General features: G+C 60.5%; 18 protein-coding genes. 11 read left to right on the top strand and 7 right to left on the bottom strand.

Annotated elements, in window-relative coordinates; all coding sequences use genetic code 11:
- The first annotated feature begins 9 nt into the window (after window positions 1-9).
- The 5 genes from HKD28_RS02450 (at window position 10) to HKD28_RS02430 (ending at window position 5938) form a co-directional block, all read left to right on the top strand.
- Window positions 10-1341: an O-antigen ligase family protein gene (locus tag HKD28_RS02450; RefSeq protein WP_328748766.1), complete on the top strand. Its 1332-nt coding sequence runs from the start codon at window positions 10-12 to the stop codon at window positions 1339-1341.
- 19 nt (window positions 1342-1360) lie between these two features.
- Window positions 1361-2359, top strand: a complete 999-nt coding sequence (locus tag HKD28_RS02445) for a CobW family GTP-binding protein (RefSeq protein ID WP_194266709.1) — start codon at window positions 1361-1363, stop codon at window positions 2357-2359.
- Window positions 2356-3396 carry a WD40 repeat domain-containing protein gene (locus HKD28_RS02440; protein WP_194266708.1) on the top strand — a complete coding sequence of 347 codons (1041 nt, stop codon included), beginning with the start codon at window positions 2356-2358 and terminating at the stop codon, window positions 3394-3396. The genes HKD28_RS02445 and HKD28_RS02440 overlap by 4 nt, the downstream gene beginning before the upstream one ends.
- 75 nt (window positions 3397-3471) lie before the next feature.
- Window positions 3472-5541 carry an HWE histidine kinase domain-containing protein gene (locus tag HKD28_RS02435; RefSeq protein WP_194266707.1) on the top strand — a complete coding sequence of 690 codons (2070 nt, stop codon included), beginning with the start codon at window positions 3472-3474 and terminating at the stop codon, window positions 5539-5541.
- A 25-nt stretch (window positions 5542-5566) separates the two neighbouring features.
- On the top strand, window positions 5567-5938 hold the full coding sequence (locus HKD28_RS02430; protein ID WP_194266706.1) for a response regulator: 372 nt from the start codon (window positions 5567-5569) through the stop codon (window positions 5936-5938).
- On the opposite strand, the gene HKD28_RS02425 is transcribed toward HKD28_RS02430, so the two are convergent.
- A complete protein-coding gene (locus tag HKD28_RS02425; protein WP_194266705.1) occupies window positions 5939-6238 on the bottom strand; it encodes a SelT/SelW/SelH family protein in 300 nt (99 codons plus the stop codon). It lies immediately after the preceding gene.
- Between the two features lie 126 nt (window positions 6239-6364).
- Between HKD28_RS02425 and HKD28_RS02420 the strand changes: the two genes are divergently transcribed.
- Entirely contained in the window at window positions 6365-7159 is a 795-nt protein-coding gene (locus HKD28_RS02420) for an acid phosphatase (protein WP_194266704.1), read from the top strand.
- Window positions 7160-7187: 28 nt separating this feature from the next.
- Here HKD28_RS02420 and HKD28_RS02415 read toward each other — a convergent pair whose 3' ends face one another.
- The 3 genes from HKD28_RS02415 to HKD28_RS02405 all read right to left on the bottom strand — a co-directional run bounded on the left by HKD28_RS02415 (window position 7188) and on the right by HKD28_RS02405 (window position 10765).
- On the bottom strand, window positions 7188-8630 hold the full coding sequence (locus tag HKD28_RS02415) for a chloride channel protein (RefSeq protein WP_407925759.1): 1443 nt from the start codon (window positions 8628-8630) through the stop codon (window positions 7188-7190).
- Between the two features lie 188 nt (window positions 8631-8818).
- Complete coding sequence (locus tag HKD28_RS02410; protein WP_194266703.1) at window positions 8819-9712, bottom strand: cation diffusion facilitator family transporter; 894 nt, start codon at window positions 9710-9712, stop codon at window positions 8819-8821.
- A 9-nt stretch (window positions 9713-9721) separates the two neighbouring features.
- Entirely contained in the window at window positions 9722-10765 is a 1044-nt protein-coding gene (locus HKD28_RS02405; protein WP_194266702.1) for a cation diffusion facilitator family transporter, read from the bottom strand.
- 174 nt (window positions 10766-10939) lie between these two features.
- On the opposite strand from HKD28_RS02405, the gene HKD28_RS02400 reads away from it, so the two are divergent.
- The 3 genes from HKD28_RS02400 (at window position 10940) to HKD28_RS02390 (ending at window position 13822) form a co-directional block, all read left to right on the top strand.
- Window positions 10940-11521, top strand: coding sequence for a DJ-1/PfpI family protein (locus HKD28_RS02400; RefSeq protein WP_194266701.1), 582 nt, complete (start codon window positions 10940-10942; stop codon window positions 11519-11521).
- Between the two features lie 64 nt (window positions 11522-11585).
- Entirely contained in the window at window positions 11586-12215 is a 630-nt protein-coding gene (locus HKD28_RS02395) for a TIGR00645 family protein (RefSeq protein ID WP_099285501.1), read from the top strand.
- Complete coding sequence (locus HKD28_RS02390) at window positions 12215-13822, top strand: NAD(P)/FAD-dependent oxidoreductase (protein WP_194266700.1); 1608 nt, start codon at window positions 12215-12217, stop codon at window positions 13820-13822. The genes HKD28_RS02395 and HKD28_RS02390 overlap by 1 nt, the downstream gene beginning before the upstream one ends.
- An 18-nt stretch (window positions 13823-13840) precedes the next feature.
- Here the strand turns inward: HKD28_RS02390 and HKD28_RS02385 are convergent, their stop codons facing one another.
- Window positions 13841-15100 carry an MFS transporter gene (locus HKD28_RS02385; protein ID WP_194266699.1) on the bottom strand — a complete coding sequence of 420 codons (1260 nt, stop codon included), beginning with the start codon at window positions 15098-15100 and terminating at the stop codon, window positions 13841-13843.
- Window positions 15101-15350: 250 nt separating this feature from the next.
- Between HKD28_RS02385 and HKD28_RS02380 the strand changes: the two genes are divergently transcribed.
- On the top strand, window positions 15351-16361 hold the full coding sequence (locus HKD28_RS02380) for an EAL domain-containing protein (protein WP_194261864.1): 1011 nt from the start codon (window positions 15351-15353) through the stop codon (window positions 16359-16361).
- A gap of 36 nt (window positions 16362-16397) precedes the next feature.
- On the opposite strand, the gene HKD28_RS02375 is transcribed toward HKD28_RS02380, so the two are convergent.
- Both HKD28_RS02375 and HKD28_RS02370 read right to left on the bottom strand, forming a co-directional pair.
- On the bottom strand, window positions 16398-16787 hold the full coding sequence (locus HKD28_RS02375) for a YidB family protein (protein WP_194266698.1): 390 nt from the start codon (window positions 16785-16787) through the stop codon (window positions 16398-16400).
- Between the two features lie 164 nt (window positions 16788-16951).
- The gene (locus HKD28_RS02370; protein ID WP_194261866.1) at window positions 16952-17656 is read right to left on the bottom strand and encodes a pirin family protein; all 705 of its coding nucleotides are present in this window, start codon (window positions 17654-17656) and stop codon (window positions 16952-16954) included.
- Window positions 17657-17892: 236 nt separating this feature from the next.
- Between HKD28_RS02370 and hemA the strand changes: the two genes are divergently transcribed.
- A complete protein-coding gene (gene hemA / locus HKD28_RS02365) occupies window positions 17893-19110 on the top strand; it encodes a 5-aminolevulinate synthase (protein WP_194266807.1) in 1218 nt (405 codons plus the stop codon).
- The last annotated feature ends 5 nt before the right edge of the window (window positions 19111-19115 follow it).

The raw sequence follows: 19115 nt of genomic DNA, 5'->3' as shown, positions 1-19115 counted from the left end.
GGACTGTAAGTGGTTGCATGCGAAGCCGAAACCTTCCATCCACTTAAGATGCGCTTCTCTCCTTCCACTGTGACCCGGATCGGCCGATGGGCTGCCCTGGTTCTGCCTCTGGCCCTGACGCATGTGCGCGTGGCAGGTGAGGCCGATCTTGATCTTCTGGCTGTTCTGCTGCTGCTCCATTCTTCGCTGATCGGGCGGCGTGAGGGGGGATGGGACTGGCTCCGGGAACCTTGGGTTGTCGCCACGTTCTGCTGGTGGAGTTGGCAGGTTCTGTGCACGCTGTGGGTATCGCCGGGACATGGGGCGCTGGGTCAGGCGCTTCTGGCGATCCGTTTTCCGCTTGCAGCGGCTGCGTTGGGCTGCTGGCTGCTCCGGGATGCGATCTGGCGCAGACGTGTGCTGTGGCTGACCTGTGCGTGCGGGGTTTATATTGCCGTTCAGATGATGGTTCAGGCCGTGTTCGGGCGCAATCTGTTCGGGATTCCGCGATTTCATGACGGAACGCTGACGGGGCCGTACGAGCACCCTCGCGCTGCTGCACCATTGTCCCGACTGATCTTGCCGCTGTTGATGGTGGGATGTGCGGTGGCGGAAAAGGCGGGCAGTCGTCTGATGCGAACGCTTGGGCTGTGTGCCGCCACAATTCTGGCCGTTGGGATCATGGTGCTGGCGGGGCAAAGGATGCCGCTTGTGCTCTCGCTTCTGGGGATCGGGGTGTGTGCGCTACTTTATCGGCCCATGCGTCCGGCCGCGCTGGCGGCGGCGGCGATGCTGCCGGTTCTGGTGCTGGTGGCGCGGGTGTTTTCACCCAGGAGCTTCTTTCATCTCGTGACATTGGCGCGGCAGCAGCTCACGCATTTCGGTCAGTCGCCTTATGGGGAAATCTACACCCATGCGGTCGTGATGGCGCAGGCGCACCCTTGGATCGGGCAAGGCTATGACGCCTACCGGCATTTCTGCTCAGACCCGTCCACCTTTCATGGCCTGCCAGGACTGTCGGAGGCCGTGCCCGAGAGGGGGTGGCTGGATCTGTGTGTGCAGCATCCGCACAACCATTATCTTCAGGCGCTGGTCAATGCCGGAGTACCGGGGCTGATCCTGTTCGTCTTGATGATTGCGACATGGCTGAAGGCGATCTGGCCGGGGCGGGATGGCCATGCGATTGCGATCGGTCTGTTTGCGGCGGTGTTGATTCAGGAATGGCCCATCGCCTCGACGTCGGACTTCCTGAACCTGCCGCTGAGTGGCTGGGGGTTCCTGCTGCTGGGGTTGGCGCTGGCCTATCGGGCCCTGCCGATACGGAACGGGTTTCAAGCGGGCGGGGTCCGGCCTATATCGTAAGGCAGATTACGGAGGCCTTATGTCCAGCACCCCTGACACGACTGTCACGCCGACACGGAGCGGAACCGTTCCCGTAACGGTTCTCACCGGCTTTCTTGGCGCCGGCAAGACGACGCTTCTCAATCATATCCTGACGGCCGAGCATGGTCGCAAATATGCGGTTGTTGTGAATGAGTTCGGCGAACTCGGGATCGACAACGACCTCGTGGTGGATGCGGACGAGGAAGTGTTCGAAATGAACAACGGCTGCATCTGCTGCACGGTGCGCGGAGATCTGATCCGCATTCTGGGTAGTCTGCTGCGGCGTCGCAACCGGTTTGACGGCATCATCGTCGAAACGACCGGACTGGCCGATCCAGCCCCGGTCGCGCAGACATTCTTCGTGGACGAGAACCTCCGCGAAAAGGCGCGTCTGGACGCGGTTGTGACGGTTGTGGATGCATTCAACGTCATGGAAACGCTGGACGAAAGCCCCGAAGCCGTCAACCAGATCGCGTTCGCGGATGTGATCGTGCTGAATAAGGTCGATCTGGCGGATGAAGAGCGCCGCAAGGACATCGTGGCGCGTCTGAAGAAGATCAACGCCGTGGCGCAGATCCATGAGGCGCAGCATGGCGGCGTGAAGCTGACGGACATTCTGGATCAGGGTGGCTTCGATCTGGCGCGCGCGCTCAAGACGATGCCGGACTTCCTGGAGAACGATCACCATTCCCACGAGGAAGGCATCACCAGCATTTCCCTGAGCATCAAGGAGCCGATCGACCAGCCCCGTTTTCAGGCATGGATCGGGGCGATCCTTCAGGAGCAGGGCGCGGACATTCTGCGGGCCAAGGGCATTCTGCATTTCAAGGGCGAGCAGAACCGTTTTGCATTTCAGGCCGTGCATATGATGGCAGATGGGGATTTCATCGGCCCGTTCCGCGAGGGGGAGAGCCGGGAGTCCCGTCTGGTGTTCATCGGGCGCAATCTGAACCGCCCGCAGCTTCGGCGCGGCTTTGAAAGCTGCATTGCGGTATGATGCAGGATCTTCTGGCGGACCGGGGTGCTGAGCGCCGGTTCGAGAGCCCGATCGTTCATGTGGTCTCCTCCCGCGACGGGCGCAGCTTTGCGGCGCTGACGGTGGATGGGGAGCTTGTTCTCATTCCGCGGGATCGTCTGCGGGATGCGGAAAGCTGGACGGTCGTCTCCGTGCATGACGGCGGGTTATGTCTGGCTCAGGGCTGTGAGCCGGATTCGTTCCTGTCGGGCGGTGAGGACGGGAAGCTCGTCCGGACTTTTGCCGATGGGCGCACGGACGTGTTGCACGAAGGGCGCCGCTGGATCGACTGTGTGGCCAGTACGACAGGTCATCTGGCGTTTTCGTCCGGCAAGCAGATCGAGGTCCGTGCGGCGGAAGGCCACCAGACGCTCAAGGTGCTGGAACATCCCTCCACCGTGACCGGCATCGTGTTCGATGCGAAGGGCAAGCGGATTGCGGCGTCACATTATAATGGTGTGTCGATGTGGTTCGTGCAGGCCAAGGTCGACAGCGTGCGGCCGTTCGAATGGAAGGGCAGCCATATCGCGATTGCCATCCATCCGGGCGGAGAGGCGCTCGTGACGTCCATGCAGGAAAACGATCTGCATGGCTGGCGCCTGTCTGACGGGCATAACATGCGCATGAGCGGCTATCCCAAGCAGGTGAAGTCCATGGCCTTCACGCGTAACGGGCGCTGGCTTGCGACGGCGGGAGCCGATGCGATTGTGCTGTGGCCGTTCACGGGTGGTGGCCCGATGGGCAAGGCTCCGGCGGAACTGGCCCGGCTGCCGGGTCTGTTTGTCAGTGCGGTCTGCCCCAATCCCAAGGAAGACATCATCGCTGCGGGCTATGAGGACGGGACGGTTGTTCTGGCGGAAATCGGCGGAGGGGACCAGCGCGTGCTGCCGCTGTGCTCGGGACAGGATACGAAGCGCGGCAAGGTGACGTCGCTGGGCTTTACGCCGCAGGGTGGCGCGCTGGTCTTCGGGACAGAAGACGGGGTTCTGGCGGCAATCGATCTGTCCAGCGGCGGTTGAGCCATGCTTGTGCCCGATGCGTGCTGACGCAGCGGGTCAATTGTTGCTGGAGCGGAAACGCGGTATGTCTGTCTGATGCAGGACAGGGTTCCTGTTCAGGAGGCGGATCTGGAGACTCTATCATCGTCCGCCGTGCAACCGGGCAACTCTGCCGGGCTGGGCGCCTACGGAGACCTGGAAGCATTTTCTGATCTCGATCTGGACGATCTTGCCATCGCTGCGGCGTCATTATGCCGCACGCCAATCGCACTGGTCAGTATTCTGGACGGAGATCAGCTCTGGTTTTCCGCGCGTGTCGGAACCGATCAGACCTATGGCGCGCTGGAAAATTCCGGATGTGCGGCTGTCATAGCTCGACGGGCGCCGGTGGTGATCACCGATATGATGGCCGATCCGGAGACGCGCAGGAACAGTCTTGTCTGCGGTGCGCCGGGTCTGCGGTTCTATGCGGGATATCCGTTGTTTACAGCCGAAAACGAGATTTTCGGGACATTATGCGTCGTAGATCTGCAAAAACGTCCGCAGGGGCTTTCACAGCGCGAGCATGACGGCTTGGCCGCTCTGGCCCGGCAGACCATGCGGCTGATGGAACTGCGTCGGGAGACGATCGCACAGGAACGGCGACTGGCTGCGCAGCAGCTCCGTCGCAAGCGTGTTGCCCGAGAGGCCCGTCAGGCAGAAGCGGAACGGCGGCAGGCGCGCGAAAAATATGCACTCCATCAGGCTGCGGGCGCGGCAGGAGGCGTGGGTATTTATGAATACGATCTGGTCAGTGGGGACATCACCGTTTCTCCTGAAGTCTGTCGTATTATCGGCATGCCCGTCACCGAAGTCGTGACCGCACCACAATGGGCCCAGCGGGTGCATGAGGATGACAAGGCACGGATTCCGCTTCTGTCAGAACTTCTGGACGGTTCTGCTCCCCTGAAACTGGAATACCGGATTGTCCGGGATGATGATCGCAAAGAGCGCTGGGTTCTGCGTCAGGGCGTGCTGGACAGGGACGCGTCCGGACGTCCGGTCCGACTGATCGGAACGCTTCAGGACATCACCCCGGAGAAAAACGCGACCAGTCGTCTGACCACGTTGCTCGCGGTTGAGGATGCCCTGCGTGCCGCCACGACCCGCAGGCAGGCTCTGACAGAGGCCTGCGAACTTCTCGGGCGCAGGCTTGAGGTCCAGCGTGTCGGGTTTGCGGCCATTACAATGCGTGATGAGGTTTTCACCATCGATCATGGCTGGTGCAGCCCTGATGTGCCGCCGATTTCGGGGGTTTTTACATTTCAGACATTTCGCCGCACGTCCAATTTTCTTCGTAGTGGCGCTGTTCTCATTCTGGACGATCTTTCCAATCCGTCCTGGATGGAGGAAGAACAGGAGGCCTGTCGCGCGCTGGGTGTGGAGGCGCAGATCATTGTTCCGAAAATGGATCATGCTGAACTGACGGGCTGTCTGTTTGTCCATAGCGCCACGCCACGAGACTGGACGCTGGATGAGACGTCCTTCATCCGCACAGGCTCTGATCGGATTTTTACGGCGCTGGACGAATGGGAGGCCGAGGCGCGGCAGGAAATCGTCAATCATGAAATCCTGCATCGTCTCAAGAATACGCTCAGCATCGTCCAGAGTCTTGCGCATCAGGGATTCCGGAACGTGGATGATCAGGGGCCGCTTGCAACGTTCACATCCCGTCTGGTGGCGCTCAGTGCGGCGCACGATTTGCTGATGCGTCGGAACTGGCAGTCCACCGATCTGGCCAGTCTGGTTCGCGGAGTGCTGACGCCGCTGGGCGTTGAAGAGCGGGTCGAGGTGTCCGGACCGTTTCTCAAGCTCGGACCCGATACGGCGACCTCCTTTTCGATGGCGCTGCACGAACTGGCAACCAACGCCGTGAAATATGGCGCCCTCAGTGTTCCGGACGGGAAGGTGTCCCTCAGCTGGACGATTACGGGCGCAGAGGCCGTGATGACGCTGAAGTGGCGGGAGACAGGCGGACCGCCCGTTACACCGCCGAAGCGAACCGGATTTGGCGTCCGTCTTCTCAGGTCCGGACTGGGCCGACACGGAAAAACGGAACTTCATTACGCGTCAACGGGTTTATGTGCGGATCTGACTGCGCCGACCCTGTCGCTCGCAACACTCTGAGACTGACCGGAGACCTGTGATTTTTATGCCCCAGGACCCTGAGACACGGCCCACCATCCTGATTGTCGAAGACATCGTGTTCATTCGCATGATGACGGAAGACTATTTCGAGGGTGCCGGTTTCAGAACCCTGAGCGCGCGTTCGACGGCGGATGCCATTGCGTTGCTTGAGACGGACCCGACGATCCGTTACCTGTTTGCCGATATTCATCTGCCTGATGGAGAAGACGGTCAGAAGCTAGCGGAAATTGCACGCAAACGCTGGCCCCCCGTGAAAATCATCCTGACATCCGCGGACATGCCCGCAGATCAGGTCCGACTGCCGATACGCGGTCTGTTCGTTCCCAAACCCTATAGTCTCGATCAGGTCAGAAAGACTTTCGAGACAATGACCTGATCAGGATTGCTGACTGGAGGGGCGGTCGGTATGTCCGAGGTCGCGTTCGGGGTCGATGATGTCCCGCACGCGCTGTTTCAGGTCCTTGGGGCCGGGGAACCCTCCGTCGCGTTTGCGCTCCCAGATCAGCGTCTCGTCCACATGAATTTCGAAACGGCCTCCGGTATCGGGGATCAGCGCGACTTCGCCCAGAGCCTGACCGAATGTCGACAGCAGTTCCTGAGCCATCCAGCCGGAACGGAGCAGCCAGTTGCACTGGGTGCAGTAGCGGATGGAAATTCGGGGCGCAGTGGACGTCATGGGGCGATCCTGTCGGGCTCTGGAGCTTGGATATTGTCATGAGGGCTTCATGCGGAAAAGCCTTCGCGTCAGGAGCGCCCGACGCTAAGGGTAGGGGTATTACTCTCTGACGGGATGTTCCGGCCCATGCGTTCTGCCACTCGTTTGCCTGTTGCCTTACTTTTATGTGCTTCTGTTCTCTCGGCCTGCGCTCCATCAGCGCGGCATAACGAAGCATTGCCTGAAAGTGCGGCACCGGACGAGCGGCTTGTTCTGGCACCGCCTCCCGTGAAAGGGAGCGCGGCGCAGATTGACGATGACCGGGTGTTCCGTGCCACGCGCGCCCTGAAGGACACACCGCGCTGGCAACTGGCTCAGAGCGACGCGGATCTGGACCCGGCACATCTGGTTCGGGATTTCTCGTGTGCGGCAGGGTTCGATCTCGACCTCGCAAAGGCGCCCCATCTGGCGCGGGTGTTAGAGCGAATCCGCCATGCTGTTGGCCGTCGGACATCCGAAGCCAAGACATTCTGGCACCGCACGCGCCCCTTTGTAGGCACGAATCTGCCGATCTGCACGTCTCCCGATGGGCTCGGGCTGCACGCGTCTTATCCTTCAGGCCATACAACGGCGGGATATGGCATGGCGCTGCTTTTGGCACATCTGATGCCCGAACATGCCACGGCGCTGCTTCAGCGTGGGCGGGTGTTCGGAGAGAGCCGGATCGTGTGTGGCGCGCATTGGAAATCCGACGTTCAGGCCGGTTATCTGAATGCGTCGTCTCTGATGGATGCGCTTTTGGCCAATCCGGACCTTCAGGACGATCTGACAGCGGCACGGCGTGAACTGCTGGCGATGCAGGTCCATCCGGTCGCGCCCGATGCGGCACGTTGCGCGGTAGAACAGGAGGCTGCGACGCACTCTTTGCTCAGCGAACCCTGAGGCGGGACGGACGGCGCTCCTGAAAAAATTAGGGTGCCGGTTTTTGCTTGTCCGTCGGGGGCGGGGTGTGATGGGCGCCGCGATCGTTCGCTTCCATGAAGCGGTCGGCAAGGCAGCTATAGAGCGAATGCGGGCAGATCATTTTTGACACGCCGAACGCCAGAAAGGACGTGGCCAGCAGCGCAAGCGTAACCTGCTGGTTGTCGCACATTTCCATGACGATGATGGTTGCGGTCAGGGGGGACTGCGACATGCCGCAGAAATACGCCACCGTACCCAGCAGGACGACCGCGCCGGGCGTGGTGTGCGGCAGGAACTGCTCCACCCAGCCGCCAATTCCTGCGCCGATGGCGAGTGACGGGGCGAACATGCCGCCGGGGATGCCGGAGCAGTACGAGACGATCATCGCCAGATATTTGAGGACGAAGAACGAGGCCGGATAATGCTCGGTCCCGTTGAAAATGGCGCTGGCCTGATCGTAGCCCGTGCCGTAGGTCGCGCCTTTGGAGAGGAGGCCGATCAGGGCCAGTATGAAGCCGCAGGACGCGGCAAAGGCGATCGGACGTGTGGCGGCGAAGTGTCCGACCCACCCCGGAATGCCGCGTGAGGCTTTGATGAGAATGGCCGAGAAGCTGCCTCCCGCAAGACCGCCGAGAATCCCGCAGGTCAAAACCGCGATCCATGCCGTGCCGACAGGAACGTCCACGTCTGCATGGCCGAAATAGGTGTAGTTTCCGATCAGGGCGATGGCCGTGACGCCGGAGAGGACGACAACCGTGAGGGTACGGCCCGAGGTCTTCTGTTCGAAAGAATGGGAGAGTTCCTCGATGGCGAACATGATCCCGGCGAGGGGCGTATTGAACGCTGCGGCCATGCCTGCCGCGCCACCTGCAAGGATCATGCTGCGTCGCGCGGCGATGTTCGACTGTCCCAGCAGGCGCGAGAAGGCGTGCATGATGGACGCCCCAACCTGCACGCTCGGGCCTTCGCGCCCAATGGATGCGCCGCAGATCAGGCCGAAGGAGGTCAGCAGGATTTTGCCAAGCGAGGTCTTGAGGGACAGCACGCGGTCCACAACCGCGACATTTTCGATATGCAGGGTCGCGATTGTTTGGGGAATGCCGGAGCCCTGTGCGCCCTTGAAGATGGTCCGCGTGGCCCATGTGATGAGCGCCAGTCCGACCGGGGCTACGACCAGCATGGCCGCAGGGTGCCAGGCGATGATCTGATGGCGCACACCTGCCGCCCAGTCGCCTACTCTCGCGAACAGCACAGCCACGATACCGACCAGAACCGCGCCGAGCCAGTAGACCGCCGTGCGGCGCCACTGGTTCGTTGTTACTTGTGCCGAACGCTTCAGATGCAGAATGCGGTCTTTGCGGCGCATGGCATGGGCAGAGGAACGCACATCTGTGGCCGGAGGCTCTGCGGGAACAGCGGCAACGGGAGAAGGAGGCGGTGTATCGGCCAATATTCGGACGTCCGGGAAGGAGGGTCGGGCTGTGGAGGATACGCCCGGTTCAGGCCCGTGCGCTGATGATGTGCACCTGCCACCAACGCGGGAGGAGGGTCAAGGGTTCTCCGCCGATGAGGCGCGGTGGACCGAATCCGTTCCGGGCTGTGTCATAAACCGCACAGTCAGCGCTGCTTTGGCCATCTTCAGCTCAGGACAAGAACGCCGGAATGTTTGGCCTTGTCTTCAGGCTCGACATGGATGTGGATGGAGGCGCGGCCCAGTTCGGAGCGGATGGCGGCTTCGATCTGGTCGCAGATTTCGTGGGCGTCATGAACGGTCAGGGCGCTCGGCACCACGAGATGGAACTCCACGAAGGACAGGGCGCCGACCTTGCGGATGCGGAGGTCATGGGCTTCCAGCGCGCCGGTAGCGCTTGAGGAAATCACGGCCTTGACCGCTTCCATCTGTTCGGGCGACGGCGCTTCGTCCATCAGGCCGGACAGGGAATGCTTCATCATGGAGAAGCCGGCGCGCATGACGTTCAGAGCGACCAGTCCGGACAGCACGGCGTCGAGGCGGTCCCATTTGAGCAGCGGGATCAGCGAGACGCCGATCACGAGTGCCACGGTCGCCCAGACATCCGAAACAACATGTTCGCCTGCGGCCTGAAGCGCCTGTGAGGCCTGTTTGCGCCCGACCGTGATCAGAATGCGGCCCCAGATGAGATTGACCAGCCCGGCCAGCGCGTTCAGCGCCACGCCGGAGAGGGGCGCGCGAATGGGTTCGGGATGGCGCCAGTCATGAACGGCGATGACCAGAATGCCGATCGCCGTCAGGACGACCAGAACGCCTTCGAGGACGGCGGACAGATATTCCGCCTTGCCGTGGCCGTAGGGGTGATTGTCGTCGGCCGGAAGGGCCGCGACGGACATGGCCCAGAGCGTTCCGACAGCCGCCACCACGTTCAGGATGGTCTCGATCGCGTCCGACAGCAGGGCGCTGGAGCCCGAAACCACATAGGCCGCGTATTTTATGGCAAGGACTACCACGCTCAGCGCGATGGAGGCCCGGGCGACCTTGATGCGGGTTGATGTCATGACGCGTCCTCAGCAGCAGGGCTGGTGCGTGTCGCAGACAGAGGGCTGTGTTTCAAGCTGGAAAGTGGGGTGGGCGATGTCAAACTGCGTCCGCAGCAATGCGGCGGCGTTGGCGATGATCCGGTCCGGAGGGACGGGATGTGCAGGATCGCACAGCAGATGGACGGTCAGGGCAGTCTCGGTCGTGCTCATGGCCCAGATATGCAAATGATGCAGCCCGGACACGCCTTCGACGGAAAGGAGCGCTGTCTGAACCGCCTCGGGATCGATCCCCGCCGGGACCGCATCCAGCGCCAGATCCAGTGAACGGCGGAGCAGGGACCAAGTGCCGATCACGATGGAAGCCGAGACGATCAGGCTCATGATCGGGTCGATGATCGTATAGCCCGTAAAGGAAATGAGCAGACCGGCGATGACGACCGAGAACGCCATGACGGCATCCGCCGCCATGTGCAGGAAAGCGCCACGGATGTTGAGGTCGCTCGAGGCGCCTTTCATGAACAGCAGGGCTGTGACGGCGTTGACGGCGATTCCGACCAGCGCGACCCAGCTGATGACCTCGCCCTGCACCATCTCGTGGGAAAACAGGCGCAGCACGGATTCCCAGACGATGCCGCCAGTCACGAGCAGCAGGATTGTGGCATTCGCAAGAGCAGAAAGGATCGTGGAGCGGCGCAGGCCATAGGTGAAGCGTGCGCTCGAAGGGCGGGTCGCCAGAACCTGCGCCAGCCATGCGCCCGCGAGACCCAATACGTCGGACAGGTTGTGGCCCGCATCGGCCAGCAGGGACATCGAATGCGCCCAGATGCCCCACAGCGCTTCCCCGGCGACATAGGCCGTGTTCAGGGCGATCCCGATGGCGAAGGCTGCGCCGAAACTTGCCGGCGCATGGACGTGCTGGTGTCCGAATCCGAAGCCATGACTGTGCCCGTCACAATCCCCATGGTCATGATCGTGGTGGTCATGATCCGCGTGGTCATGTCCTGCATGATCATGCGGCGACGCGGTGTCATGATGGTCGTGATCGCAGGCGTGGTGGGGATCTGAAGTCATGGAGGCCAGTGCTGCAAGAATGAAGGCCTAACCTTACCGCATGTGACGCGACCGTCCCATCTCTATATCCCCATGCGTGACGATGTTGCCGAACGGCGCGGAGCGTGGTGTCGTTAGAGATAGAAGAATGGCCGCAGTCTTCAGGGCTGCGATTGTGAAGAAGGACAGGAAACGATGGCTGAAAAACGTATTCTCATCATCGCAGGTGATTTCGTTGAGGATTACGAAATCATGGTGCCGTTCCAGATGCTGCTTCTGGTCGGGCACAAGGTCGATGTGGTCTCGCCGGGCAAAAAGGCCGGGGAGCAGGTCGTTACGGCGATCCACGATTTCGAAGGCCATCAGACCTACACCGAAAAGCGCGGCCATAATTTCACGCTGAACGCGACCTATGCAGGCGCGACGGCAGATTCTTACGACGCACTGATTATTCCGGGTGGACGTGCGCCAGAACAGCTCAGCACCGAAGAAAGCGTGCTGGATCTGGTGCGGGCATTCGTTGAGAGCGGCAAGCCGGTTGCGGCTGTGTGTCATGGTCCGCAGCTTCTGGCAGCGGCGGGCGTCATCAAGGGTAAGAAGATTTCGGCCTATCCGGCCTGTCGTGCGGAAGTGCTGCTCGCCGGGGCCGACTACCAGTCCCTCCCGATGGATGGCGCCGTGACAGACGGGCAGTTCGTCACCGGTCCGGCATGGCCTGCACATCCGGCCTGGATCGGGCAGTTCCTCAAGGTTCTGGGCACGCAGATCACACCGTAAGGGATTTACGCCCAGCGTTCACAACACTGTGGCGAAACATCCCCTGAAATCGTAGAGAGGAAGCATGACGACTTCCTCTCCTTCTCCCGATCCGCAGTCCACCCGACGCACCGGCAGTTTCGGCCGTGCCGAAGGCTTCATGGAGCGTGCGTTTTTCGCCACGCGCTGGATCGCCGCACCGCTCTATTTCGGCCTGACGATCGGGCTGCTGCTGGTGGCGTTCAAGTTCTTCCAGCAACTGATCGGACTGGTGCTGAAGGCGACGGGGCTGGATTTCGACGACGTCTTCGTCGGCGTGCTGGATCTGATTGATCTGGTCCTGCTGGCCAATCTGCTGCTGATCGTCATGTTCTCAGGCTACGAGAATTTCGTTTCGCGGCTCGATATCCGCAGCCATGAGGATTATCCGAGCTGGATCGGGCATGTCACGTTCGGGGACATCAAGATCAAGCTCATGGCCTCGATCGTGGCCATGTCCGCGATCCATGTGCTGGCAGATTTCATCCGTGTGGATGAGACCTCGACGCGCGCTCTGGAATGGAGCGTGGGCATCCATCTCGCTTTCGTGGTCTCGGGCGTGCTGATGGCCATCATGGACCGGATTATGGAAGGCTCCCCCGACACGCATCATGCCGATCCTGCGCCGCCCGTTGCGGGAAAAGCAGGGAATGATTCGGGGAACGGGCACCACTGATGATCCGTATCACCGAACTGCGCCTCCCGCTCGATCATCCGGCGGAGGCCCTGCGCGACGCCGTGCTTGCGCGTCTGAACATCGATTCCGAAAACCTGAAGTCCCTGCACGTCGCGCGTCGTGGATATGATGCCCGCAAGCGCGGCCATATCGTGCTGGTCTATAACGTGGACTGTGATGTCTCGGACGAGGTTGCGGTTCTGGCCGCCCATGCGAGCGATCAGCATATCCGCCCCACACCGGACACGACCTATCATCTGCCCGAGGCGACCTTGCCCGAGGGGGCACCGCGTCCTGTCGTGATCGGCGCGGGACCCTGCGGGATCATGGCGGCGCTGACGCTGGCGCAGGCCGGTCTAAAACCCATCATTATCGAACGCGGTAAGGACGTGAAGGCGCGGACGGTCGATACGTTCGCCCTGTGGCGTAAATCCGTTCTGACGCCTGAGAGCAACGTCCAGTTCGGCGAAGGCGGGGCAGGGACGTTTTCTGACGGCAAGCTCTATTCCGGGGTTTCGGACTCGCGACATCTGGGGCGGCATGTTCTGGAAGAATTCGTCCGTGCGGGTGCGCCGGAAGAAATTCTGACGATCTCCAAACCCCATATCGGCACGTTCCGTCTGGTCACGATGGTCATGTTCATCCGCGCCGAAATCGAGCGTCTGGGCGGCGAATACCGGTTCGAGACCCGTGTTGAGGGATTTGAGATGGACGGCGAAGGCGCGGAGCGTCGTCTGCGCGGCCTGCATCTGTCGAACGGTGAAACCCTTCCGGCGGAGCGGGTCATTCTGGCAGTCGGACACTCGGCGCGCGATACGTTTGAAATGCTGCGTGAAGCCCATGTGGAAATGGACCCCAAGCCCTTCTCCATCGGCGTACGGATCGAACACCCGCAATCCGTGATCGATGTGGCCCGTTTCGGCGCCAGTGCCGGGCATGAGATGCTAGGGGCTGCGGATTACAAGCTCGTCCATCATGCCTCGAATGGTCGTGCGGTTTATTCGTTCTGCATGTGCCCCGGCGGGCAGGTCGTGGCGGCAACGTCCGAGGAAGGGCAGGTCGTCACCAACGGGATGAGCCAGTATTCGCGGGCCGAGCGCAATGCGAACAGCGGTATCGTTGTTGAAGTGAAGCCCGAGCTTGATTTCCCGGACGACGTTCTGGGCGGCATGGCGTTTCAGCGACAGTGGGAAAAAGCAGCGTTCGTCGCGGGTGGCAGCAATTACAACGCCCCTGCCCAGCGGGTTGGGGATTTTCTGGCCGGGCGTCCTTCCACGTCGCTGGGCGATGTCGTGCCGTCCTATCAGCCGGGTGTGACGCCGACGGATTTGACACTGTGTCTGCCGCCCTTCGTAACGGACGCCATCCGTGAAGCTCTGCCGCAGTTTGAACGCAAGCTGCGTGGTTTTTCCATGGATGATGCCGTCATGACAGGCGTGGAAACGCGCACATCCTCGCCGATCCGCCTGCGTCGTGACCGTGACGGCCAAAGCCCAACCCTGCGCGGGTTGTTTCCGGCGGGCGAAGGGGCAGGCTATGCTGGCGGTATTCTTTCTGCCGGAATTGATGGCATCCGGGCAGCGGAGTGGCTGGCGGCCTCTCTTTAAGAGACCGCGACACAGCCCTCACATATGTTCGCCGGGAAGTTCTTTGGGGCGGATCAGGGCGATGGCACCCGTCACGAGACTGGTGCCCAGCACGAAGATTTCGGCTGAGAACGGCAGTGTGAGGATGGTTGGGCCGAACATGGGCACAAGTTTCTGTGCCATACCCTGCCCGATGGAGCCGAGCGCATAGCCCAGTCCCATGCCGAAGCTGCGGGTGTCGGACGGGAAGCGCTGTGCCAGATAATGCGGGACAAGCGCGAAAATCCCCGAAGCCGCGGCACCCATGACGAAGGCTGCAACCAGTAGCATGGTCCAGGTGGGTGCGCTCAGGAACGGCCAGATCGTCAGCATCACGACGACAAGCGCGCTGAGCATGACCCGGACTTCCCCGAAACGCTCTGCCAGCCAGCCGCACAGGACTTTTCCGCCAAACGATCCGAGACAATAGAGCGTTACCGGCCAGAAAACGGCCTGTTGTGTCAGGTGGTGACTGCCACGCAGAATGGTCGGGTAATAGGTGTAGATCGCGGCTTTCTGGAATTCGAGAAAGCTCATGAAAGCGATCGCCTGAAGCGCTGCACCCGTCAGACGGAATTTGGGACGCGGTGGCGGGGCTGTGTGGTGCTGCTTTCTGGTCAGACGGTCTTCGTGGGTCCGCAGCCAGACCGGGCTTTCCGGTACGCCGATCCGGATGAACAGCGCCAGCGCAGCAGGGACGAGACCGATGAAGAACAGCACGCGCCATCCATAATGCGGCAGGATCAGGGCCTGCACGCCAGCGGCGGCGAAATAGCCGACTTCATAGCCGGACATCATGAGTGCGGAGGCCATGGGGCGTGTCCAGGCCGGGACGCTTTCCATCAGCAGAGCGGCCGAAGCGGTCCATTCGCCGCCAAAGCCGATTCCGAACAGGAACTGTACGGCCATCAGCACATAAAAGTGATGGGAGAGCCCGGTCATGGCGGAAAAGACGGCAAACCAGACGACACCAAGCATAAACGCCGGCTTGCGACCATAGCGGTCAGCCAGCCATCCCCAGCCTGTATTGCCGACGGCGCGCCCGATGGACTGCCCCATCAGGACGACCCCCAGATCGGCAATCGTGCATCCGAAATCATGGGCGATGTCGGGAAGGGTAAACATGAGCGTCGTCTGGTCAAAAGCGTCCAGAAACCAGCCCATAAAGGAGGCAAAAGTGACCTGCCAGTAGGGCAGGAGGGCAATAAGAGAGCCTTGGGAAGATGTAGATACGGCGGAGCGGGTTGTGGCATCCGTCATGCAGAATGGTCCTGTCTCGGAGGGGAAAAGACCCCACGCCCAAGGGTGTCACAGGCCCGGAAGAAGGTCCGGGCATGAAACCGTAGCAGCTTTGTCCGGATTGATCGAACGAAGAGTTTGGATGCATCCAAAGCGGATAGGTCGGGCGGGTATAAGCCAGCAATTACGGTTCGAACGACAGCAGAAACGCCTGCACCATTAAGGAAAAATTAGGAGGTTCAGCGGCATTGTTCTGACATGAAGAACGGAGGTGTCCGCATTGGATGATCTAGGACGGGGAGCGACTTCGGTTGCGACAACCCCTCAGGGCCTGCATGTCGGCCAGACAGTCAGGGTGGATGGGCTGTCCGAACTACCCGAAGGTAAACCGGACTATGCTGCCTCTATGGCAGAGTCCAGTGCGGGAATGTTTGCCACGACACTTCGGAGTCGCAGGGCGCGTCAAAAAAGCGCACTGCCTCCCCTGCGATGGCTCCCACGTTTCGTTCTGGGGCGCAACGGAACAGACAAGGTCATCGGCGCGCAGGTGGATATGAGTCAGCTCTGGCTCTCGGTTCCCCGTCGAACCCTGCGCAAGAGCAGACGCAAGAGTCTGGGACAGCAACAGCGGGAATTTGATTCCGATCTCCTGGGAAACGCATGTTCACAGGCCGCGACATGGCCGGAGGCGATGCGGCTGATGGTTTCTCTGGAGGATGATCAGGCGCCTGACGGAGACTTTAACGGTCGACTGAATACAGTTCTTCAGAACAGTGGTTTCCCTGTCAGTCGTCTGGATCTGGTTTTTCAGGAAAGTGGCCTGGCCCAGGACGACAAGGAGACGTGTTACACGCTCTCAGCCCTGCGCGATCAGGGATGCCAGATTTTCCTTGGCGGCTTTGGAAGCGCCCCCTCCAGCCTGAGTCTTCTGCGCGAGCGGGCCGTCGGAGGATTACTGGACGGCGTGCAGTTTGATACGTCTTTGCTGGCGCCTTCGGACATGACTTGGCGGCAGTCGGGAGAGGCTCCCCTTCTGGACGAGGGTGCAGTGCTTTTTTATCGGGCTGCTCTGGAAGCCGTCAAAGCACTGGGGCTCAAGGTTCGGGGTATTGGTCTGGATTTTCCGGATCTTCTTGCGTTTGCACAGAAGGTTGGATGTGTCGAAGCATCCGGGACGGTTTTGGCCGCCCCGGAAACGACGGCCCAGATCAGTGAGCGGTTTGAAGAAAACGCCGGACGACCGCGTCGTCGTCGTATGGCACGAACGGCTGAGGGTCTCTGACGAGACCTCCGCCGTTCGGAAATCTGGAAGTCGTGTTCAGTTGATCTTACATTGATAACTGAAGAGACGTTCCGGATTTTCCCGAAGCATGGAAGCCAGCATTGGAAGCACTTCGGTTAAAGCTGTTTCCACAGCTTCCGGCGACTGACCGGTCTGATCGCAAATATGGTTTATCCTCTTTTCCCCCATGAGATCCTCGACCTGCTCTGGTGAAAGCGGGGTTGAGGGGGGGACGCGGATTTCACTAACCGTTGTCGCGAACTGACAGTCATCTTTCATCATCTTGATGGTGACTTCAGTCAGTCCCGAGCGATCGGTGCTGGCTCCACTCAGCCAGTCCCCAAAACGGGTGAAAACCGACGTTGAGGCCTGGGCTTCGGTTTGGCCCTTGCCGGACTTCTGTGTGTATGTGCTCTGGATGGTCATTGTCAGGCTCCTTCTGTCAGAAGAAAACGGGCCTTTTCCGGGCTGGTGGCCCTGTCTTCCTAACGTCTGGCTCCTGATCAGGATGCGAGGAGGAAGAAACACCTTTCTGTGTTGTTTGTCACAGACTTTCCTCCTCTTGTCACAAAACCTTACCCTCCGTCGTGTCAGCGCAAGGCTGCGCTTTCCACGAGGACGATTTCCGCATCTTCCCGCGCGGTGATCGTGATGCTTTCTACATCATGAAGGGCCGCACCGTCCCGGTGCCCAACGATCCGCCCTTCGATTTCCACGCTGCCTGTAGCGGGAACAAGATAGGTAAACATGGCGCGGTCGGTCTGGACGGTCAGGGTTTCTCCGGCCTTGAGTGTCGCACCGGAGACCCGGCCACGGGTGCGGATGGGAAGGGCGTTGTCTTCCGGAAAGCCCGAAGCGAGTGGGACGAGGCGCCCGTTGCGCTCATGACGTGGAAACGGTCGGGTACCCCAGGACGGTTTTCCGCCCGTCTCATCGGGGATCAGCCAGATCTGGAAGAGCGTCGTGGCGTCGTCTTCGCGGTTGAATTCGGAATGCGTAATTCCGCTACCGGCTGACATGACCTGCACATCGCCCGCTTCGGTTCGACCACGATTGCCGAGGCTGTCTTCATGCGTGATGGCACCCGTGCGGACATAGGTGATGATTTCCATGTCGCGATGTGGATGGGCGCCGAAGCCGTTATGGGGCGCGATACGATCGTCGTTCCACACACGCAGCCGTCCCCAGTGCATCCGGTTGCGGTCCTGATAGTCCGAAAAGGAAAAATGATAATGCGCGTCGAGCCACCCGTGATCGGCGTGACCGAGAGTGGCAAAAGGTCTGATGTCCAGCATGGCTGCATGCTCCTGAGTGATGTCTTGTGAAAGATAATGGGATGGGGCGTGCGTGAAGAAAATGGAAAGTATGGAAATACAAGGTTTCCAGAAAAGATCTGGAAAATCAGTCTCACCATGCAGGTCGGATGGTTTGCAGTATTGAGAAATAAATAGCTGGTGTGTGGTCTTATCTGGCGGGAGAGCTTGGCGAGACCGTGTCACAGGATTACAGTGCCGGGCAGGAGAAAAACGCGATGAACTATGATGCGATGTTTCAGTCCGCTCTCGACGGTCTGCATGCGGATGGCAGCTACCGTTACTTTGCGGATCTGGAGCGCCGGGCGGGTCATTTTCCCAAAGCTTTCCATCATGGCCTGGGCCGTGATGTGACGGTCTGGTGTTCGAACGACTATCTCGGCATGGGGCAGCACCCAGAGGTCCTGAGCGCCATGCACACGGCGCTAGACGAAACGGGCGCTGGCGCTGGTGGAACCCGCAATATTTCGGGTACCAACCACTATCACGTGGAGCTGGAAAAAGAACTCGCTTCTCTGCACGGCAAAGAGAGCGCGCTGCTTTTCAACTCAGGCTACCTGTCGAACTGGGTGACGCTCGGGACCATTGCAGGACGTCTTCGTAACTGCGTTGTGCTGTCTGACGAACTCAATCATGCCTCCATGATCGAAGGCATCCGTCATTCACGAGCCGAGAAGCAGATCTTCCGTCACAACGATGTCGCGGATCTGGAACGTCGCCTGAAGGAACTTCCTGCCGACGTTCCCAAGATCATCGCGTTCGAGTCCGTCTATTCGATGGATGGTGATATTGCCCCGATCGAGGCGTTCTGCGATCTGGCCGATAAATATGGCGCCATGACCTATCTCGATGAGGTCCATGCGGTTGGCATGTATGGCGATCACGGTGCAGGCGTGGCCGAGAAGCTCGGTCTGTCACATCGTCTGACGGTGATCGAGGGAACGTTGGGCAAGGGATATGGTGTTGTGGGTGGCTATATTGCTGCCTCTGCCGCACTTTGTGACTTTGTTCGCTCCTTCGGCTCGGGATTCATTTTCTCCACGGCTCTTCCGCCGATGATCGCGGCTGGTGCGCTGGCCAGTGTGCGGTATCTGCGCCGCAGCAGTGCCGAGCGTGACGGTCAGCAGCGGGCCGTGGCCTATCTGCGTCAGGCACTGGACAAGGCAGGTCTGCCGCATGTCATGAATCCGAGCCATATCGTTCCGGTCATGGTGGGGGAGGCCGAACTGTGCCGCAGCCTCTCGGATGAACTGCTGAACCGTTTCGGGAATTATATCCAGCCCATCAACTTCCCGACCGTTCCGCGCGGAACGGAGCGTCTGCGGATCACGCCGACGCCACTTCATACGAACGAGATGATTGACGAACTGGTCGAGGCGCTTGCCACGTTGTGGGAAGAACGCCAGCTCAAGACGTCAAAGTCCGCGGCAGCCTGAAGGGT

The sequence above is a fragment of the Gluconobacter cadivus genome (assembly GCF_015244745.1).
Taxonomy (GTDB): Bacteria; Pseudomonadota; Alphaproteobacteria; order Acetobacterales; family Acetobacteraceae; genus Gluconobacter; species Gluconobacter cadivus.
This window is presented reverse-complemented; position numbering and strand designations above follow the sequence as displayed.

Bases quoted from the DNA above. Each gene is read 5' to 3' on its own strand.
- HKD28_RS02445 (WP_194266709.1), top strand. From the start codon at position 1,361: ATGTCCAGCACCCCTGACACGACTGTCACGCCGACACGGAGCGGAACC.
- HKD28_RS02440 (WP_194266708.1), top strand. From the start codon at position 2,356: ATGATGCAGGATCTTCTGGCGGACCGGGGTGCTGAGCGCCGGTTCGAG.
- HKD28_RS02435 (WP_194266707.1), top strand. From the start codon at position 3,472: ATGCAGGACAGGGTTCCTGTTCAGGAGGCGGATCTGGAGACTCTATCA.
- HKD28_RS02430 (WP_194266706.1), top strand. From the start codon at position 5,567: ATGCCCCAGGACCCTGAGACACGGCCCACCATCCTGATTGTCGAAGAC.
- HKD28_RS02425 (WP_194266705.1), bottom strand. From the start codon at position 6,238: ATGACGTCCACTGCGCCCCGAATTTCCATCCGCTACTGCACCCAGTGC.
- HKD28_RS02420 (WP_194266704.1), top strand. From the start codon at position 6,365: ATGCGTTCTGCCACTCGTTTGCCTGTTGCCTTACTTTTATGTGCTTCT.
- HKD28_RS02410 (WP_194266703.1), bottom strand. From the start codon at position 9,712: ATGACATCAACCCGCATCAAGGTCGCCCGGGCCTCCATCGCGCTGAGC.
- HKD28_RS02405 (WP_194266702.1), bottom strand. From the start codon at position 10,765: ATGACTTCAGATCCCCACCACGCCTGCGATCACGACCATCATGACACC.
- HKD28_RS02400 (WP_194266701.1), top strand. From the start codon at position 10,940: ATGGCTGAAAAACGTATTCTCATCATCGCAGGTGATTTCGTTGAGGAT.
- HKD28_RS02395 (WP_099285501.1), top strand. From the start codon at position 11,586: ATGACGACTTCCTCTCCTTCTCCCGATCCGCAGTCCACCCGACGCACC.
- HKD28_RS02390 (WP_194266700.1), top strand. From the start codon at position 12,215: ATGATCCGTATCACCGAACTGCGCCTCCCGCTCGATCATCCGGCGGAG.
- HKD28_RS02385 (WP_194266699.1), bottom strand. From the start codon at position 15,100: ATGACGGATGCCACAACCCGCTCCGCCGTATCTACATCTTCCCAAGGC.
- HKD28_RS02375 (WP_194266698.1), bottom strand. From the start codon at position 16,787: ATGACCATCCAGAGCACATACACACAGAAGTCCGGCAAGGGCCAAACC.
- HKD28_RS02370 (WP_194261866.1), bottom strand. From the start codon at position 17,656: ATGCTGGACATCAGACCTTTTGCCACTCTCGGTCACGCCGATCACGGG.
- hemA (WP_194266807.1), top strand. From the start codon at position 17,893: ATGAACTATGATGCGATGTTTCAGTCCGCTCTCGACGGTCTGCATGCG.